The organism is Emticicia sp., from assembly GCF_049241225.1.
Classification (GTDB): domain Bacteria; phylum Bacteroidota; class Bacteroidia; order Cytophagales; family Spirosomataceae; genus Emticicia.
This window is the reverse complement of record NZ_JBMLRC010000389.1, coordinates 1-2288: the sequence shown is the minus strand read 5'-3', so window position 1 is coordinate 2288 and position 2288 is coordinate 1. Positions and strand designations below refer to the sequence as shown.

At 35.1% G+C, this 2288-nt stretch carries 3 protein-coding genes; all 3 read left to right on the top strand.

Features of this window, described 5'->3' with window-relative positions:
* Positions 1 to 773 (top strand): VWA domain-containing protein (locus tag ACOVO2_RS20265; RefSeq protein WP_421771725.1); only part of this gene is annotated, 773 nt, incomplete at its 5' end.
* A gap of 136 nt (positions 774 to 909) precedes the next feature.
* A complete protein-coding gene (locus ACOVO2_RS20260; RefSeq protein ID WP_421771724.1) occupies positions 910 to 1359 on the top strand; it encodes a hypothetical protein in 450 nt (149 codons plus the stop codon).
* A gap of 52 nt (positions 1360 to 1411) precedes the next feature.
* Positions 1412 to 2152 carry a tetratricopeptide repeat protein gene (locus ACOVO2_RS20255; protein WP_421771723.1) on the top strand — a complete coding sequence of 247 codons (741 nt, stop codon included), beginning with the start codon at positions 1412 to 1414 and terminating at the stop codon, positions 2150 to 2152.
* The last annotated feature ends 136 nt before the right edge of the window (positions 2153 to 2288 follow it).

Here is a 2288-nt window from a genome sequence, read left to right as displayed (position 1 = left end):
TATTTTTCATTTTGGGCGTTATCTGCGTTTTGTTGTCGTTGGCACGCCCGCAGCGAGTGCGAGAAAGTAAAGAACAGTTTTCGGAAGGTATTGATATTATGCTCGCCATGGACATTTCGGAGTCAATGTTGGCAACCGATTTGAGTCCGAATCGTTTGGAGGCGGCCAAAAACGTTGGGCATGAGTTCATCAAAGGGCGTTTTCAAGACCGTATCGGTTTGGTTGTTTTTGCGGGAGAAGCATTTTCGATGTGTCCGCTCACGACCGATTACGAAGTGCTGAATGAATATCTGAACGAAATAAATAGTAACCTCATAAAAACCACAGGAACGGCCATTGGAAGTGCATTGGCTACTTGTATTAACCGTTTGCGTGAGATTCCGAGTAAGAGCAAAGTAGCCATTATTCTGAGTGATGGAGATAATACCGCAGGCTCGCTCGACCCACTCACAGCTACCGATTTAGCAAAATCTTTTGGTATAAAAGTTTATACGATTGCCGTCGGAGGTAATGACAGCGAAGTAAAAGTTGATGAAAATACCCTCCGAGAGATTGCCCGTGAAGGAAACGGACAGTTTTTTAGAGCAACCGATAACCAAACCCTCCGAAATATCTTCGAACAAATCAACCGCCTTGAAAAAGTAAAAATCAAAGATAATGTATATCGTGATGTAGAGGATTTTTACTATATCTACCTCAATTGGGCGGTTGTGTTTTTGTTAGCTGCTTTTTTCTTTAAAAATACTTTCATTGGGAACATTTTGGAAGATTAATGCGTAGAAATTAATGGAATTAGCCTGCATTATTTTTCTATCTCACACAAGATTTTAACAATTATTCTGCCTTTATTTTTTGAGTATTTCAGTAGTTTTTAAGATATTGCAAGTGTAAACAGTCCACAAATTACTTATGCTGAAATACATACTCTTCCTTATTATCCTCACTCCCTTCTTTTCATTTTCCCAGCAAGGTTCATTCAAGCCGTGTAGTAGCGTATTACTTGAAAAATGGAAATTTCAGTATTATTCCTACAACACAAAATATCCACTTTCCTCCGAAAAACTCACAGAGCAATTAAATCGAACATTGACTAACCAGCCAAGGCAAATAAATGGCTTTGTTACGATTCGTTTTGTGGTGAATTGCGAAGGGCAAACAGGAAATTTTGAAATCTATCAAATTGATAATCATTACCAAAATACGAAGTTTGACGAAAAGTATGTTGAGGAATTACTAACTTTTACCAAGACCTTAAATGATTGGAAAATTGCAATTCATAATAAAACTTTAAAAGTTGATTATTACACTTATTTAACCTTCAAAATTGAGCATGGAAAAGTTACGGAAATTGTGCCTTAGTTGCACATTCTTACTGATTATGTTTTCTTCTTTTGCTCAAAATGATAGTGTTTTGAAAGCAAAAAAAGAAAAATATATTACGCAAAAACACTGGCATAAGTTCAGCTATAACTCGTCAGAATGGCAAATGTATTTAGATTCTGCCTTGGCAATTGAGCCTAAATATGCTTATCTATGGCAACAAAAATCTATGCCAAATTTTAAAAGTGGCAAATATTATGATGGTATGAAGTTTCTGAATAAAGCAGTTGAATACGACACACTGGCTTGGTTGGGCTATCGAGGTTTTATGAAATGTGTATTTATGAAAGACTATGCCAATGCAATCACAGATTTGAAAGCTATTTATAAAAAACGCCCAATCGACCAAATAATGGACCATAGTTTTCCTTTTTGGATAGGTATTTCTTATTTAAAGTTAGGCAAATTAGATTCAGCCGATTATTACTTAGGTTTATCGGTTAATAATTCCCTATTGAAAGGCAAAGAAGCAGTGCATTATGTAGATTGGTTTTACTGGGGGTTGACAAAATACAAGCAAAAAAAGTATAAAGAAGCTTTATCATACCTCGAAAATGCTATGGCTCAAAATTCACATTTTCCAGATGCTGAGTATTATAAAGCTATGGTTTTACTGCAAATCAACCAAAAAGAAGCAGCAAAAGTATTATTAGTCCAAGCAAAAACTAATATAGAAGCTGGGTATCGAATGAATGAAGATAACGAATCGTATGTCAATTATCCTTACCAAATTACAACTTTTGAAATTGATGAAGTTTTAGCGAAGCTTTGAATGAAAATAAATGTGTGGATTCAAACCATTTTTTTATAAATTAACGCAATTTCTTGCAAAATCCCCCACTGTAATTCATGTATAATATGTCGAATAAACGAAAAATCATCTACGCTATCTTATTAGTTGTGCTTGT

What these genes read in the sequence shown, in the direction of transcription:
- ACOVO2_RS20260 (WP_421771724.1), top strand. Translation starts at nt 910, where the DNA reads ATGCTGAAATACATACTCTTCCTTATTATCCTCACTCCCTTCTTTTCA.